Raw genomic sequence first — 15,774 nt, forward strand, 5'->3', positions numbered from 1 at the left:
TCGCCGCTACGCGGCGAGCCACTCTCTCCCACAAGGGGAGCGGGTGCACTGCCATCGCCGCGCGATTATTCTCACTTGAACCAATGCACCAGCGCGATGCTGATGCCGAGCAGCAGCATCAGCGACAGCGTCACGGCGGCCGTCACCCTGCCCCCGACATTGGCCAGCACGCGGACGTCGACACCCAAGCCCAGCGCCGCCATCGACACCACCGTGAGGAAGCTCGTGATCTTCGTCACCGGCCCGACCACGGTGCCCGGCACGATCTCCAGCGAGCGCAACGTCGCGAGCGCGAGGAAGCCGAGGATGAACCAGGGGACGAGGCGGAAGAAGCCGACATTGGTCTTCTTGGCGCCGCTCTGCCAGCGCGAGGCGGCGAGCGACAGGCCGACGACGACCGGCCCCAGCATCAGCACCCGCATCAGTTTCACGAGCGTACCGATCTGCGTCGAGACCAGCCCCGCCGGCACCGTCGCCGCCAGCACCTGCGGCACGGCGTAGACGGTGAGGCCCGCGAGGATGCCGTATTGCGTGGCCGTGAGATGCAGCAGCGGAATCAGCAGCGGCAGGCCCAGCACCATCATCACGCCGAGAATGGCGGTGAAGGAGATCGACGATGCGATCTCGTCGTTGTTGGCGCCGATGATCGGCGCCACAGCCGCGATCGCGGAATTGCCGCAGATCGAATTGCCGCAGGCGATCAGGATCGACAGCCGCGTCGACAGGCCGAGTACGCGGCCGATGCCGAAGGAGAGGGAGAGCGCGATCACCACGACGGCCGCGATCGACAGGAGGAGCGCGACGCCGGAGGCCGCGATGGCGGCAAAGCTGATGGAGGCCCCGAGCAGCATGACCGCGACTTCGAGCAGCTGCTTGGCACTGAAGGCGATGCCCGCCTGCCAGCGCGGCGCGGGCTTCCAGAAGCTGCGCAGCGCCATGCCGAGCAGAATCGCCATCACCAGCGCCTCGACATAGGGATGCTCGAACACGCCCAGTTCGGCCCGCTCGAGCAGAGCCGAGATGCCGGCTACGGCAATGCAGAGAAGGATGCCGGGAATCAGCGCGACAATGCGGCTTACGGCAGTGGCCGGCTTGGCGTCGGCCGGGCTGGATGCTTGATTCTGCGACACAAATCTCTCCCAGAAGAGAAAGATTTATACGCAGCGACGCTCGATTGGGAAATAAGTTTTCGACATATCAGGGTCGAGGGAAGTTCTGTCCCCAGCCCGGAATAAACGGGATCAGAAGATCAAGCTCTTGGCGAGCGAAGCGACGCGGCTGAAGCCGTCATAGACACCGGGCTCGAAGAAGGCTGCACGCGCGAGCACGATGCCCGCCACCAGCGACCAGAACAGGCCCGTGCCGGCGCGCAGCAGGAGCTTCGACGCGCGCGACCGCGGCTGGGTGTCCGTTGCGGACACCAGCTGCTCGCCGAAGGGCTCAAATCCAGTGCGTTCCATGGCAGTCGATCCATCAATTTCTGACAGGAATGTCGTTGTTTCGGCCCAAAACAGCAATGGAAGCGATTGGCGTTTTTACCCCGGGGAAGGGAAACTCCTTCCGCAGGAAGGTCCTGCGGCAATAGTTTTCTTCTTCAACCCTATTTGGGCACCGGGAGCCCCCCGGCTAAAGTGCCAGGTAGCGGCGGCGGATGGCGTCATTGGCCTTCAGCTCGTCGATACCGGCGGCATAGACGATCTGGCCCTTGTCGATGACCGTGGCATGGCTCGCAAGCCCCAGGCAGAAATGCATGTTCTGCTCGGCGATCAGCACGGTCGAACCGAGCTGGCGAAGCTGCCGCAGCAGCTCGCCGATCCGCTGCACGATGATGGGCGCGAGGCCCTCGCTCGGCTCGTCGAGCAGCAGCAGCGCCGGATTGCCCATCAGCGTGCGCGCGATCGCGAGCATCTGCTGCTCGCCGCCCGACAGGCGTCCGGCGATGCGTTGGCGCAGCGGCTCCAGCAGCGGGAAGACTTCATAGATGCGCTTGATCGGCCATTCGTCCTGGCCTTCCGGGCCCTTTTTACGACCGATGACGAGGTTGTCCTCGACGGTGTGCTCCGGGAAGATCTGGCGGTCCTCCGGGACGAAGCCGAGACCGGCGCGCGCGATGTGGTGCGGCTTCTGGCCGGAGATCACCGCACCGCGCAGGCTGACCCTGCCCCGCCGCGGCGGCGCCAGGCCCATGATCGCTTTCATCGTCGTCGATTTGCCGGCGCCGTTGCGCCCGAGCAGCGCCATGGTTTCGCCCTTCCGCACGGAGAGAGCGACGCCGAACAGGATCTGACTGGTGCCATAATAGACGTCGAGATCGGCGACTTCGATGACAACGGCACTCATGCGGCAGCTCCCGCATGTTCGGTGCCGAGATAGGCCTCGATCACCGCGCTGTTGTTGCGGATCTCGTCGGGCGTGCCGATCGCGAGGATGCGGCCGTAGCAGAGCACGACGATCTTCGGCGCGATCTTGAACACGATGTCCATGTCGTGCTCGATGAAGACGACGGTGATCTTTTGCGTCTCCCAGAGCTCGCGCACCTTGTCGATCATGCGCCAGCGTTCTTCCGGACCCATGCCCGCGGTCGGCTCGTCCAGCAGCAGCACTTTCGGTTCGAGCACCAGTGCCAGCGCGATATCGAGGAGCTTTTGATCGCCATGCGAGAGCGTCGCGGCGGTGCGATTGCGTTTTCCCGCGAGCCCAAGCAGCTCCATCACGTGCTCGGCGCGGTCGCGCGTCTCGGGCAACGGAAAGCGCCTGTGCAGCACCGCGGAGGAGCGCTGGTCGGCGCTGACGGCGGCGAGCATGGTCTCCTGCACCGTCAGCGATTTGAAGATGCTGGCGACCTGGAAGGCGCGGCCGATGCCATGGCGCACGATCTCAGGCGGCGAACGGCCGGCCAGATCGACGCCGTCGAGCAGCACCTGGCCGGAATCCGGCTTCAGCGCGCCGGTGATCAGGTTGAAGAAGGTGCTCTTGCCCGCACCGTTCGGGCCGATCACGGCCGTCAGCGAGCCGTCGGGGAAGTCCAGCGTGACGTCGTTGGTCGCCTTCACGCCACCAAAGGATTTTGCGAGGTTGCGGATTTCGAGCATGGCTAGCGCCCTTCGCCCGCATCGCGCCGGTGCGCAAACCATTCGGCGACGAAATCCAGCAGACCCTTCCGCAAGCCGAGCGCAAAGAACAGGATGACCACGCCGAGCACGATGCCGTGGTATTCCGTGAAGCGCGTGACTGTGTCGTTGAGCAGCAGCAGCAATACCGTGCCGACCATCGGTCCGAGGAAGGTCGAGACGCCCCCGAGCATGTTGATGAAGATGCCCTCGCCCGAGATGGTCCAATAGGCGAACTCCGGATAGGCGCCGGAGACGAACAGCGCCATCACCATGCCACCCATCGACGCGAACAGCGCCGCCAGCACGAACACGGTGAGCTTGGCGCGCCAAACGTCGATGCCGAGAAAGCTCGCGCGCGCGGCGTTGTCGCGGATCATGCGCAAGGTGTAGCCGAACGGCGATTGCGCGATCTGGCGCATCGCGAGCAGGCCGAGGATCAGCAGCGCACAGCTCGCGATGTAGAGATGGACGTGGTTGGACAGATCGATGCCGAGGAACCGCGGCCGCGCGATGCCACCGCGCAGGCCCTGGTCGCCGCCGGTAAAGGAGGCCCACGACAGGATCGTCGAGTGGATCAGCATCTGGAAGGCGAGCGTGACGAAGGCGAAATAGATCTCCTTCAGCCGCACGCAGATCGCACCGATGATCGCCGCAACCACTGCGGTGATTGCAAGCGTCGCGACGAAGGCGACCGGAATAGGCACGCCGAGCTTCTGCATGATCAGGCCGAAACTATAGGCGCCGAGCCCGAAGAACATGCCGTGCCCGAACGAGGTCAGGCCGGTGTAGCCGACCAGCAGATTGAGCGAGGTCGCGAACAGGCCGTAGGCGGAGCAGCGGATGACTAAATCGAGCAGCGCCTTGCTGCCCGTGAACAGTGGCAGGCTCGCCAGCACGGCGAAGGCGACCAGCGCGATCAGCACGTCGCGGTACCGCTGAAGTCCGGCGTCGCCGCGCACCGGCACCAGCGTCCGCGTGCGTCCGGCCTCCAGCTCGGTCATGCCGCCTCCTTGCCGAACAGGCCGGTGGGCTTGGAGACCAGCACGATCACCATGAAGAGATACATCAGGCCTTCCGTGAACAGGGGAAAGCCGAGCGAGCCGAACGAACGGATCAGGCCGAGCAGCAGCGCGCCGACCAGCGCGCCCACGATCGAGCCCATGCCGCCGATCACGGTGACGATGAAGGATTCGATCAGCACCGAAAATCCCATGCCAGGGGTCAGCGACCGCACCGGCGCGGCGAGCGCCCCCGCCAGCCCCGCCAGCATCCCGCCGAGCGCGAACACGCCGCCATAGATCAGGCCGGTGTTGATGCCGAGCGCGGAAACCATGCCGGGATTGTGCGCGGCGGCGCGTATCACCTTGCCGATGCGACTGCGCGACAATCCGATGCCGAGTACGATGGCCGCGACGAGCGCGACGCCGATCAGCAACAGGTAATAAGGCGGCACCACCCCGCCGGCGATGAACAGCGGCATCACCTGGAACGCCGCCGGCATGCCCATCGACTTGAATTCCGGTCCCCAGATCAGCCGCACCACATCGTCGAAGATGAGCACGAAGGCGTAGCAGACCAGAAGCTGCATCAAGACGTCGGCGCCGTAGACGCGGCTCATGAAGACGCGCTCAAAGATCAGGCCGAGAACGGCGGTGCCGGCCGCACCCGCGAACATCGCCAGCGCAAAGCTGCCGGTGAGCTGATATGCCGTCATCGCAAAATAGGCGCCGAACATGTAGAAGGCGCCGTGACTGAAATTGACGATCTTGAGCACACCGAAGATCAGCGTCAGCCCGACCGCGACCAGGAACAGCAGCATGCCGATGATGAGGCCGCTGGTGGTTTGCGTCACCAGGCAGGCGGAGCTGGAGAGGCAACCGGCAAGCGCGTCGAGATCCACGGGAGCACTTTCATTGCGTCGCGCCGGATCCGGCGCGGAGAGCCAAACGAAGCAGGCGGAGACGGTCGGCCGTCTCCGCCTTGTGCGTGATCAGGTGTAGCCCTTGCTCTTCTTCCACTCGGCTTCGAGTTCGAAGATGGTCTTCCAGTCGCCGGCCTTGACCTCGGGCACGTACGGCTCCTGCGGGATCGTGGTGCCCCAGCCGATGGCGTAGCCGACCAGCGTATGGTCGTCGCCGCGCATCGTCACGGTACCGTCGGCGCCGAACGGGCACTTGATGGTGAGGCCGGCCAGCACCTCCGCGATCTTCTTGCCGTCGGTGGAATTCGCCTTCTTGGCGGCCTCGGCCAGGAACATCACGGCGGTGGCGTTCTGCCACGACCAGTTGGTCGGATATTCGTTGTACTTGGCCTTGTAGGCATCGCCCCAGGCGGCGTTCTCCGGCGTGGCCGGGAAGGTCTTGATGTAGCGATTGCCGGAGTGGATGCCCTTCGGCAGGTTCTTCACCACGGTGAGCGCGGTGTAGTCGGCCATGTTGACCGCGAACACCTCCATCTGGCCGAACATCGCGTAGATGTTGGCCTGGTCGATGTAGGAGGTGAGATCACCGCCCCACAGGCAGGAGTACAGCGCCTGCGGCTTGGCCTGCAAAATCTTGGTCACCACCTCGGTGTAGTCGGGCTGGAAAAGTTTTGGCCAGGACTCGCTGATGAGCTCGACGTCGGGCGCGAAGCGCTTCAAGTACAGCGTGAACTCGCCGGTGGTGTCGCGGCCATAGGCATAATCCGGCGAGCAGGTCGCCCATTTCTTCAGGCCCTTGGTCTTGGCGATCGCGGCCGCATAGCTGCCGCCGACGATCGAATCGTGAATGCCCTGCCTCACGCAGCGGAACGCATTCGGAATGTGCTGCTTCGGATCGGCAGTCAGCGAGGACGCTTCCGAGCAGGTATGGACACAGAGCACGCCGAGATCGCGCGCCACCTCGTGCACCGCGAACGATCCGGACGACGCCTCGCCGTCGATCAGCCATTCGCAGCCGTCGGTGTTGACGAGTTCGCGCGCGACACGCGCGGCTTCCTGCGGCTGGCCCTTGGAGTCGCGGATCACCATCTCGATCTGCCGGCCGGCAAGACCGCCGGCCGCATTGACCTTGTCGACCTCGAGCATCACCGCATTGCGCGACGACGTGCCGAGCTGCGCGACGCGGCCCGACAGAATCGTCGGCATGCCGATCTTGATGGTCTTGGCTTGCGCACGCGCCACCCACGGCGCGGCGACGCTGATTGCACCGGCGCCCATCAGCGCCAGTGATGAACGGCGGCTGATGCCCGGTGTGCGGGTTCTCGTCAATTTCCCCTCCCTCTGTCGGGTCGGCGTTTCCTGATCCCAGTCGGAGATCGTCGCGTCTCCGTGGCTCCAACAATTCCAGAGGTAGGGGGTGACGTCAAGACAAACATGAATTATGAGTCACTATTCAGATGGGAGGAAACGAGGCCGGCAATCGGCCCGAAACCGCAGCATGATCAACCTTTCGAGCTTCATCGCCTTCCATGCCCGGCGCTCGCCGGATCGGCCCGCGCTGAAATATCGCGGCCAGGAGATCTCCTACGCCGTTTTCGATGCGCGCATCCGGCAGGCGGCCGGCTGGCTCGCCGTACAGGGTATCGGCGCCGGTGACGTCGTTGCCGTGCTGATGAAGAACAGCGCGGCGTTTCTGGAGCTCGTCTTCGCGACCAGCCATCTCGGCGCGGTGCTTCTGCCGATCAACTTCCGCCTCTCCCGCGACGAGGTCGGCTACATCGCCGGCAATGCCGGCGCGCGGCTGTTGATCGTCGATGAAGAACTCGCGCCGAATGCAGCGGGCGCGAAGATCGTCGTACTCGATGAGGCCGCGCAACAGAGCCTCACGCGCCTCGTGGGCGATGTTTTGGCAGCGCCAATGCATGTCCGCGCTCCATCCGACCTGATGCGGCTGATGTACACCTCGGGCACCACCGACCGCCCCAAGGGCGTGATGCTCACCTACGATAATTTCTACTGGAAGTCCGCCGATCAGACTATTGCGCTGGGCTTGAGCGCGCAGACGCGCCTTCTCGTCGTCGGCCCGCTCTATCATGTCGGTGCGCTCGATTTGCCCGGCATCGCCGTGCTCTGGCATGGCGGGTTCATCCACATCGAACGCAATTTCGAGCCGGAGACCGCGCTCGCAGCGATCGCCGAGGACAAGCTCAACGCCGCGTGGTTCGCGCCTGTAATGACCACCGCGATGCTCACCTGCCCCACCCGAGACCGCTACGACGTCTCCAGCCTGGAATGGGCGATCGGCGGCGGCGAGAAGACGCCGGAGACGCGTATTCGCGCCTTTTCCGAGTATTTCCGCAACGCGCGCTACATCGACGCCTATGGCCTCACCGAGACCGTCGGCGGCGACACCTTCATGGAGCCCGGCCGCGAGATCGAGAAGATCGGCTCGACCGGACGCGCCATCGCTCATGTCGAGATCGAGATCCGAGACGAGAACGGCAAGACCCTGCCGCCGAACGTCAACGGCGAGATCTGCCTGCGCGGCCCAAAGATCACGCGCGGCTATTGGCAGGATCCGGAGAATACGGCCTCCGCCTTCTTCGGCGACTGGTTCCGCAGCGGCGACGTCGGCTATCTCGACGAGGAGGGCTTCCTGTATCTCACCGACCGCAAGAAGGACATGATCATCTCCGGCGGCGAGAACATCGCCTCCTCCGAGGTCGAGCGCGTCATCTACGAGCTATCAGAAGTGCGCGAGGTCGCGGTGATCGGCCTGCGTGATCCGCGCTGGGGCGAACGGCCGGTGGCTATCGTCGTGCTGGCCGAGGGCGCGAGCCTCGAGCTCCCTGCCCTCACCGAGCACTGCCGGGCGCGGCTGGCGAGCTTCAAGGTGCCCAAAGAGCTCATCATTCGCGACGGCCTGCCGCGCAATCCCTCAGGAAAGATTCTCAAGCGCGTGCTGCGCGCCGAACTGGAGACCGTGGCATGACGCAAGGCCCCGCCACCGCAAAAATCACAAAACTCAACCGGGTCGAGCGCAACGCCTGGACCAAGCAGAAGATCTTCGAGGCCGCGACGAAGGTCGTCGGCAAGCACGGCTATGCCGAGGCCTCGGTCGCCCGTATCACCGAGCAGGCCGGCGTCGCCCAAGGCACCTTCTACAATCATTTCGAGAACCGCCAGGAATTGCTCGACCAGCTGCTGCCCAAGATCGGCCTCGACATGGTCGAGTTCATCCGCGCCCGCACCGGCACGGCGGATGCGGCACGGCAGGAGATCGCGCGCTTTTCCGCCTTCTTCGACTTCATCCGCGAGGTGCCGGAGTTCTTGCGCATCCTCAACGAAGCCGAGTTCTTTGCGCCGGTCGGATACCAGAAGCATCTCGACAACATCTCGGTCGCCTATGTCCGCATTTTGCGGCGCGCACGACATTCGGGCGCCATCGCGGATTACAGCGACGAGGAATTCGAAGCCATCGTCCACATGCTGATGGGATCGCGCGGTTATCTCAGCCGCCGCTACTCCTATTCGGAAGGCGGCGTCACCGCCGTGCCCGAGCACGTCATCTCCGCCTACCGCAAGCTGATGACGCGCGGCCTCTTTCGTGCATCCGGAGATCAGGACACGCCATGAACATCGAATCTCCGCACAAGCCGCTCGACCTCGCCTCGACCATCGCCGAGGGCGACATCCGCTGCCTCCTGATGGTGCTGGTCCACATGACCGGCGACGACAAATGGCTCGCGCCGCCGTATTTACCCAGACGCGACATCCGCCTCATTCCCGATCCCGAGGCCGGGGTGCCGAAGGAGGTCCAGGACGAAATTCGCGCAGCGGTCGTCGAGCTCTTTGCCGATGGTACGCCGAAGCCAGTCATTGCCGACCCCGGCGAGGAGCTGCTGCTCAAGATGATGCGCGCCTGCCTCGGCGAGAACGTCGCGCCGGAATATGCGCCCCTGATGCGCGAGGAGATGGGTTTTGTGCCGCGCGAGCCGCGCTGGACCAAGCGTCCCTCCGACGAGAAGCTCGCCGACCAGCATGTCCTGATCGTCGGTGCCGGCGTCTGCGCCATCGCGCTTGGGGTCGCGCTCGGCCATCTCGGCATCCCCTACACCATCGTCGAGAAGAACGACGAGCTCGGCGGCACCTGGTGGATCAACCGCTATCCCGGCTGCGGCGTCGATACGCCAAACCACTCCTATTCCTATTCGTTCGGCTCGGGCAATGCATGGACGCGTTATTTCTGCCTGCGCGAGGAACTGCTCGGCTACCTGCAGAAGGTCGCGGAGGAATACGGCATCCGCAAGCATCTGCGCGTCAACACCGAGCTGACATCATCGCGCTGGGACGAAGGCAAGCGGCGCTGGATCTCGACGCTCAAGACAAACAGTGGCGAGGAGACCTTCGAATCCACCGCGCTGGTCTCCGCGACCGGCCAGCTCAACGATCCCTCCCGCGCCCGCTTCAGGGGCGAAGAAGAGTTCGAGGGAACGATCCTGCATTCGGCGCTGTGGTCCGACGACATCAACTTTGACGGGAAGCACGTCGCCGTGATCGGCACCGGCGCCACGTCGATGCAGCTGGTGCCGGCGATTGCATGCCGCGTCGCCTCGGTCACGGTCTATCAGCGCAGCGCGCAATGGGCGCGGCCGGTGAAGGGCTATGCCGATCCGATCAGCGACGGCGCGCGCTGGCTACTCGCGCACCTGCCGTTCTATGTGCAGTGGTATCGCTTCAACATGTTCTGGCGCTACGGCGACGGGCTGTTGCCCTTCTTGCGCAAGGACCCGGCCTGGCCGCATCCCGAGCGCGCCGTCAACAAGGGCAATGACCGGCATCGTCAGGAGCTGACCGATTTCATCCTGTTGGAGCTGAAAGACCGGCCCGATCTGATCGAAAAATGCGTCCCGACCTACCCGCCCTACGGCAAGCGCATCCTGCTCGACAACAACTGGTTCAAGACGTTGACGCGGCAGAATGTCGAGCTCGTCACCGACACCATCGATCATATTGACCGCGATGGCATCGTCACGGCCGACGGCAAGCACCGCCCCGCCGACATCATCGTGGTGGCGACCGGCTTCAAGGTCACGGAGATGGCGGCGCGTCTCAACATCAGCGGCCGTGACGGCAAGGATTTGCGCGACGCCTGGGCCAACGACAATCCAACCGCGTTCCTGGGCCTCACCGTGCCGGGCTTTCCAAATTTCTTCTGCATGCTGGGCCCCAACTCCGGGCCCGCCCATGGCGGCAGCGTCATCTTCCAGTCGGAATGCCAGAGCCGCTACATCTCCGCCTGCCTCGCCGACATGATCGAGCACGACGTCGCCGCCATCGACGTCCGCAGGGAGGTGCTCGACGACTACGTCCAGAAGGTCGATGCCGAGCACGAGGCCATGATCTGGACTCATCCCGGCATGAGCACCTACTATCGCAACAGCAGCGGCCGCGTGTTTTCGGCGATGCCCTGGCGGTTCGTGGATTATTGGCGCATGACGCATGATCCGGATCTGAGGCAGTACAGGCTGACGAAGGCGTAAGGAATCCGCCTATGCCCACACCCCGCGTGCGCATCTACACCGACTACAAGAGCCCCTACGCATTCGTGGCGAACAAGCGCCTGTTCGCACTCGAGAAGACGCACGGCGTCGAGCTCGAATGGCTGCCCTACACATTACGCGTCGCCGAATTCATGGGGACGGTGGAGGAGCGCAAGCCGCATTTCTGGCGCAAGGTGCGCTACGCCTATATGGACGCGCGGCGCTATGCCAATGCGCAGGGGCTTGTCATGAAGGGCCCGAGGCGGATCTACGATGCCTTCTATTCCAGCGTCGGCATGCTGTTCGCGCAAGCCCACGGCTTCTTCCGCCCCTACCACGACACGGTGTTCCGAAAGTTCTGGAGCCATGAGCTGGAGATCGACGATCTCACCGCGATCACGGATGTCATCACGTCCTGCGGCGGCTCGGCGAGCGAGTTCGAGGCCTATGTCAGCGGCCCCGCCCGCGCCGAGCATGACCGCATCATCGACGAGGCCGAAGCGCTCGGCGTGTTCGGCGTGCCGACCATGGTCTTCAACGGCGAGCTGTTCTGGGGCGGCGACCGCATCGACATGCTGATCGAGCGCATCGAGAGACCCGAGACGATCGAAGCCGCACTCGGCAGCCGCCACCGCAAGCCGACATAGTCCTACGCCGCCAGCCCGCTCTCCACGGGCGCGAACTCAAGCCCGAGGCTTTCGGCCACGGCCTTGTTTGTGATCCGGCCGCGATGGACATTGAGGCCGTTGCGCAGATGCGGATTTTCCAGCACCGCGGCAAAGCCCTTGTTCGCGAGCATCAGGCCAAACGGCAGCGTCGCATTGTTCAGCGCCTGGCTGGATGTCACCGGCACCGCACCGGGCATGTTGGCGACGCAATAATGCACGACGCCGTCGACCTCATAGGTTGGATCGGCATGCGTGGTCGCATGGGAAGTCTCGAAGCAGCCGCCTTGGTCGATCGCGACGTCGACCAGCACGGCGCCCGGCCGCATCGATTTCAGCATCGCGCGCGTGACGAGCTTTGGCGCGCTGGCGCCCGGCACCAGCACCGCGCCGATCACGACGTCGGCGGCGAACACCTCCTCCTCGACCGATTCGATCGTCGAGAACCGGGTGCGCACGCGTCCGGCAAAGAGATCGTCCAGTTCACGCAAGCGCGGTATGGAGCGGTCGATGACGGTGACTTCGGCGCCGAGCCCTGCAGCCATGCGCGCGGCCTGTGTTCCCACCACGCCGCCGCCGAGCACGACGACCCGCGCTGGCTGAACGCCGGGGACACCGCCCAGCAGCAGCCCGCGTCCGCCAGCCGAACGCCTGAGCGCGGCGCCGGCGGCCTCGATGGCGAGGCGGCCGGCGACTTCGCTCATCGGCGCGAGCAGGGGGAGGCGACCGGACGCGTCGGTGACGGTTTCATAGGCGATCGCCGTACAGCCGGAGGCAAGCAAGCCCTTGGCCTGTTCGGGATCCGGCGCGAGATGCAGATAAGTAAACAGGATCTGGCCTTCGCGAAGCTGGGCCCACTCAACCTTCTGCGGCTCCTTCACCTTCACGATCAGGTCGGACTTCGCGAAGATATCGTGGGCGCTGTCGGCGATGGAGGCCCCTGCCCGCCGATAGACCTCGTCGGAGGCGCCGATGCCGCTGCCGGCGCCGGTCTCGACCGTCACCTGGTGTCCTGCCGCGCTATATTCGCGGACCGCGCCCGGGGTGAGCCCGACGCGATATTCCTGCACCTTGATCTCCCTGGGCACACCGACGCGCATCCTGGGCTCCTTTTGCTTCACTCCGATCATCGTAACGACGTGCCCGGTTTGGTTTCGTGCAAATATCCGCTAGCTTTGCCCTCCCCGCGCCGGTTTCAGGCGCGGAAGTCCCCTTTCACGCTGGAAACCAAACCTTGGCCCTGGACCGGAAAGATCTCGCCATCCTTGCGGAACTCACCACCAATGCGCGGGCCAGCCACACCGAGCTCGCCACCAAGGTCGGCCTGTCGAGCACGGCGCTGGCGCGGCGGCAGAAAACCCTGGAGGACGACGGCTACATCCAGGCCTACCAGGCCGCGCTCGACCTCGCGCAATTCGGCCTCACCACGACGGTGCTGGTCCGGATCGCGCTGGAAAGCCAGAGCGACGAGGCGCTGAAGGCGTTCGAGGCGGAGGTGGTGAAATGCCCCTCCGTCGTGCGCTGCTTCCTGATGTCGGGCAACGACGACTACATCCTGATCGTGCTTGCCCGCGACATCCAGGATTTCGAACGCATCCACCGCACCGAGCTGTCGCGCCTGCCGCGGGTGGCGCGGGTGCAATCGAGCTTCGCGCTACGCGACGTCGTCAACCGCGCGGTGCCGACCGTGGTGTTCGGCGAGGCAAAGCGACAAGGCTGATGGCTTCCGTCGGCACACCCGGCTCGTGACTGGAGAGTTACACGCGCCAGGGAATACGCGAGTTCCCATCACACGCAAGCACCGAGATCAACCGAACGGTTGAAGACACCCCGCGCCTCGCGACCCACACCCGCGTCCTCGGTACGGGTGCCCCCGCCCAGAAGACCACGGCCATCATCTCTGACGTCGATCTCTACGACATTCCCGGCGGGGTCGGGAAAGTGATCGGCGTCCTCCGCAAGGGGCAGAAGTTTCCGCTTGTGGGATGCCGGACGGACGATTGGTGTCAGTTCTCGAACGGCTGGGTGTGGGGTTCCTTCATCATGCGCACTCACGTGCCCTGACCCGCGAACCGCCATTGGCTCATCAACACCGGCCTTTTGGCTCCGTCATAGAACTGTCATCGAATACGCAGAGACCTGTCGGTCCCTGCACATTCGGGACCTGACATGGACTATTTCAAGCGCTTCAACTTCCTCTTCGCCGCACCCGTGTTCGACGCGGACGACCTCGAAGGCATCCGCTTCAACCAGATCATCGAGGAGATCCAGCGCTCCGGCTTCGAGGTGGTCCGGGCCCGCAAGCTGGAGGACGCCGAAATCGCGGTGCAGACCGATGCCGCGATCGGCTGCATGGTGGTGGACTGGGGCAAGAAGGGCCTGGAGGGCAAGACCTCGGCGCTGATCAATCTGATGCGGCGGCGCGGCCTCGATTTCCCGATCATCCTCCTGATCCGGCGCAAGCGCTTTGAGGATCTCCCCGTCGAGGTGCTCGACTTCATCGACGGCTACGTCTTCCTGTCCGAGGAAACCCCGACCTTCATCGCCAAGAACCTGATCAGCCGGCTCAAGCAATATGCCGAGACGCTGAAGACACCGTTCTTCGGCGCGCTGGTCGACTATGCCGAGGAAGGCAACCAGCTGTGGACCTGTCCGGGCCACAATGGCGGCGTGTTCTACAACCGCAGCCCGATCGGCCGGGTCTTCGTCGAGCATCTCGGCGAATCCGTCTTCCGCGACGATCTCGACAATTCCGTGCTCGACCTCGGCGACCTCCTTACCCATGAGGGACCGGCACTGAAGGCGCAGAAGGAAGCCGCCCAGATTTTCGGTGCGGAAAAGACCTATTTCGTGCTCAACGGCACCTCGACCTCGAACAAAGTCGCGCTCGGCGCGCTCGTGACCGACGGCGACCTCGTGCTGTTCGACCGCAACAATCACAAGGCCGCTCATCATGGCGCGCTGATGATCAATGGCGGCGTCCCGGTCTACGTGCCGACCATCCGCAACGCCTGGGGCCTGATCGGCCCGATGCGCTGGGATATGCTCGACGAGAAGGCCTTGCGCGAGGCGATCCGCAACCATCCGCTGGTCACGGACAAGGATGCCTGGCGCAAGGAGCGGCCGTTCCGCGTCGCCGTGGTCGAGCAGTGCACCTATGACGGCACGATCCACAGCGCCGAGATGATCCTGAAGCGCATCGGCCATCTCTGCGAGTACATCCTGTTCGACGAGGCCTGGGCCGGCTTCATGAAGTTCCACCCGCTCTATGCCGGCCGCTTCGCCATGGGGCTTGCGAACCTTTCCCCCGAGGCGCCCGGCATCATCGCGACGCAGTCGACCCACAAGCAGCTCGCGAGCTTTTCACAGGCCTCCCAGATCCACGTCAAGGACCGCCACATCCGCGGCCAGAAGCGGCGCGTCGAGCACCGCCGCTTCAACGAAAGCTTCATGCAGCACGCCTCGACCTCTCCCTTCTATCCGCTGTTCGCCTCGCTCGACGTCGGTGCGCAGATGATGAAGGGCCGCTCCGGCGAGGTGTTGTGGGACGACACGATCCGCCTCGGTATCGAGCTGCGCAAGAAGATCCGCGCGATGCGCCGGGAGTTCGAGGAGAAGGAGCAGAAACCGGACCGGCGCTGGTTCTTCGAACCCTTCGTTCCCGATCGCGTCGCCATTCCCGATGTCAGCCGTCCCGGCGCGGCGCACAATGTCGCCTGGGAAACGCTCTCCACCGACGAGCTCGCCACCAATCCCGCACTGTGGCAGCTCTCTCCCGATACCAACTGGCACGGCTTTCCTGGCCTCAGCGAAGGCTTTGCCATGACCGATCCGAACAAGCTGACGCTGCTCACCCCCGGCTTCGATCGCGCCAGCGGCGCTTATGCCGAGCACGGCATTCCCGCGCCGGTCGTCGCGCAATATTTGCGCGAAAACCGCATCGTCCCCGAGAAGAACGATCTCAACTCCCTGCTCTTCCTGCTCACGCCCGGGGTCGAGGCGAGCAAGGCCGGCACGCTGATCTCCGGTCTCGTCGCATTCAAGAGGCTGCACGACGACAACGCGCTGCTGGCCGACGTGATCCCGGAATTTTATCAGCGGCGACAGGCGCGCTATGCCGGCGTGAGGCTGCGCGACCTCTGCGGCGAGATGCACCGCTTCTTCCGTGCCGCCGATGTCAGCGCGCTCCAGGCTCGGCAGTTCATGCCCGAGCACATGCCCGAGATCGCGATGTCGCCCCGTGATGCCGCGCGTTATTTGTTCCGCAACGACGTCGACTATCTGCCGATCGAGGCGATCGCGGGTCGCATCGCCACCACGCCGTTCGTGGTTTATCCGCCCGGCATTGCCACCATCGTGCCCGGCGAGCGGCTGACGGAACGGGCCAAGCCCATGGTGGATTATCTCAAGATGTTCGAGACCTGCTTCAACACGTTTCCGGGCTTCGATGTGGAAATCCAGGGCGTCTACAAGGAGATCGATGCGCAGGGGCGTATCGGGCTCTATACGTACGTCGTTGCCGAGTAGTTGCC

General features: G+C 64.4%; 14 protein-coding genes. 6 read left to right on the plus strand and 8 right to left on the minus strand.

Features of this window, described 5'->3' with window-relative positions:
- Nucleotides 1-71: 71 nt before the first annotated feature.
- From OC450_RS08970 to OC450_RS09000, 7 genes are all read right to left on the minus strand, one after another.
- Nucleotides 72-1,130, minus strand: a complete 1,059-nt coding sequence (locus OC450_RS08970; RefSeq protein ID WP_262047703.1) for a YeiH family protein — start codon at nucleotides 1,128-1,130, stop codon at nucleotides 72-74.
- Nucleotides 1,131-1,241: 111 nt separating this feature from the next.
- Nucleotides 1,242-1,460: a hypothetical protein gene (locus tag OC450_RS08975; RefSeq protein ID WP_211383013.1), complete on the minus strand. Its 219-nt coding sequence runs from the start codon at nucleotides 1,458-1,460 to the stop codon at nucleotides 1,242-1,244.
- Between the two features lie 166 nt (nucleotides 1,461-1,626).
- Entirely contained in the window at nucleotides 1,627-2,340 is a 714-nt protein-coding gene (locus OC450_RS08980) for an ABC transporter ATP-binding protein (RefSeq protein ID WP_211383012.1), read from the minus strand.
- The gene (locus OC450_RS08985; protein WP_262047704.1) at nucleotides 2,337-3,092 is read right to left on the minus strand and encodes an ABC transporter ATP-binding protein; all 756 of its coding nucleotides are present in this window, start codon (nucleotides 3,090-3,092) and stop codon (nucleotides 2,337-2,339) included. The genes OC450_RS08980 and OC450_RS08985 overlap by 4 nt, the downstream gene beginning before the upstream one ends.
- A gap of 2 nt (nucleotides 3,093-3,094) precedes the next feature.
- Nucleotides 3,095-4,114 carry a branched-chain amino acid ABC transporter permease gene (locus OC450_RS08990; RefSeq protein ID WP_211383010.1) on the minus strand — a complete coding sequence of 340 codons (1,020 nt, stop codon included), beginning with the start codon at nucleotides 4,112-4,114 and terminating at the stop codon, nucleotides 3,095-3,097.
- Complete coding sequence (locus OC450_RS08995) at nucleotides 4,111-5,013, minus strand: branched-chain amino acid ABC transporter permease (RefSeq protein WP_211383009.1); 903 nt, start codon at nucleotides 5,011-5,013, stop codon at nucleotides 4,111-4,113. The genes OC450_RS08990 and OC450_RS08995 overlap by 4 nt, the downstream gene beginning before the upstream one ends.
- Nucleotides 5,014-5,103: 90 nt before the next feature.
- Nucleotides 5,104-6,363: an ABC transporter substrate-binding protein gene (locus OC450_RS09000; protein ID WP_211383008.1), complete on the minus strand. Its 1,260-nt coding sequence runs from the start codon at nucleotides 6,361-6,363 to the stop codon at nucleotides 5,104-5,106.
- A 169-nt stretch (nucleotides 6,364-6,532) separates the two neighbouring features.
- Here OC450_RS09000 and OC450_RS09005 point away from each other — a divergent pair, with 169 nt between their 5' ends.
- Genes OC450_RS09005 through OC450_RS09020 form a run of 4 tightly spaced genes read left to right on the plus strand, consistent with a single transcriptional unit; the run spans nucleotide 6,533 to nucleotide 11,224 of the window.
- Nucleotides 6,533-8,026 carry an AMP-binding protein gene (locus OC450_RS09005; RefSeq protein WP_262047705.1) on the plus strand — a complete coding sequence of 498 codons (1,494 nt, stop codon included), beginning with the start codon at nucleotides 6,533-6,535 and terminating at the stop codon, nucleotides 8,024-8,026.
- A complete protein-coding gene (locus OC450_RS09010; RefSeq protein ID WP_211383006.1) occupies nucleotides 8,023-8,670 on the plus strand; it encodes a TetR/AcrR family transcriptional regulator in 648 nt (215 codons plus the stop codon). Before OC450_RS09005 ends, OC450_RS09010 begins: the two co-directional genes overlap by 4 nt.
- Nucleotides 8,667-10,577, plus strand: a complete 1,911-nt coding sequence (locus OC450_RS09015; protein WP_262047706.1) for a flavin-containing monooxygenase — start codon at nucleotides 8,667-8,669, stop codon at nucleotides 10,575-10,577. The genes OC450_RS09010 and OC450_RS09015 overlap by 4 nt, the downstream gene beginning before the upstream one ends.
- 11 nt (nucleotides 10,578-10,588) lie before the next feature.
- A complete protein-coding gene (locus OC450_RS09020) occupies nucleotides 10,589-11,224 on the plus strand; it encodes a 2-hydroxychromene-2-carboxylate isomerase (RefSeq protein ID WP_262047707.1) in 636 nt (211 codons plus the stop codon).
- A 2-nt stretch (nucleotides 11,225-11,226) separates the two neighbouring features.
- Here OC450_RS09020 and ald read toward each other — a convergent pair whose 3' ends face one another.
- Complete coding sequence (gene ald, locus OC450_RS09025; protein WP_262047708.1) at nucleotides 11,227-12,342, minus strand: alanine dehydrogenase; 1,116 nt, start codon at nucleotides 12,340-12,342, stop codon at nucleotides 11,227-11,229.
- Between the two features lie 134 nt (nucleotides 12,343-12,476).
- On the opposite strand from ald, the gene OC450_RS09030 reads away from it, so the two are divergent.
- Nucleotides 12,477-12,962, plus strand: a complete 486-nt coding sequence (locus OC450_RS09030) for an Lrp/AsnC family transcriptional regulator (RefSeq protein ID WP_211383002.1) — start codon at nucleotides 12,477-12,479, stop codon at nucleotides 12,960-12,962.
- 449 nt (nucleotides 12,963-13,411) lie between these two features.
- On the plus strand, nucleotides 13,412-15,769 hold the full coding sequence (locus OC450_RS09035) for an Orn/Lys/Arg decarboxylase N-terminal domain-containing protein (RefSeq protein ID WP_262047709.1): 2,358 nt from the start codon (nucleotides 13,412-13,414) through the stop codon (nucleotides 15,767-15,769).
- Nucleotides 15,770-15,774 lie beyond the last annotated feature (5 nt).

It is taken from the genome of Bradyrhizobium sp. Bra78 (assembly GCF_024519855.1).
GTDB lineage: Bacteria > Pseudomonadota > Alphaproteobacteria > Rhizobiales > Xanthobacteraceae > Bradyrhizobium > Bradyrhizobium japonicum_G.